Source organism: Seohaeicola saemankumensis (assembly GCF_021021435.1).
Classification (GTDB): domain Bacteria; phylum Pseudomonadota; class Alphaproteobacteria; order Rhodobacterales; family Rhodobacteraceae; genus Seohaeicola.
In genome coordinates, this window is record NZ_JAINWI010000006.1 from 1 (window position 1) to 463 (window position 463).

Sequence of the window (463 nt, forward strand, 5' to 3'; positions counted from 1 at the left end):
TGACGACCACCGCCTCGCCAAAGTCGGCCTGGGCATGACCGGGCGGATGCGCCAGCGGCACGAACATCTCGCGGCCGCGCCGTTCGCGCTGTCGCATGTAATCCTTCACGATCGTGTAGCCCCCGGTGAAGGCATGCTCGTCGCGGAGCCGCTCGAACACCCGCTTCGCCGTGTGCCGCTGCTTGCGAGGGACCTCCCGATCGCCGTCCAGCCAACCGTCGATGATCCCGGTGAAGGCATCCAGCTTCGGTCGCTTGACCGGCGCCTTCCGCCGATATCCAGGTGGAACCGAAAACGCCATCATCTTGGCTACGCTATCGCGCGAGATGTTGAAATGCCGCGCCGCCTCACGCTGGCTCATGCCCTCAGCACAGGCCAGCCGAACCTTCCGATACAAATCCACAGTGAAAATCCTCCCGCCCTCCCTGTCACCAGAAAGGGTAAAGGTGGACGACTTTTACAC

Annotated in this window: 1 protein-coding gene; it reads right to left on the bottom strand. The window is 63.1% G+C overall.

Translation table 11 applies throughout. The features are described from left to right. On the bottom strand, nucleotides 1–403 hold a 403-nt coding region (locus K7H22_RS05205; RefSeq protein WP_419248150.1), incomplete at its 3' end, for a helix-turn-helix domain-containing protein. Nucleotides 404–463: the final 60 nt, after the last annotated feature.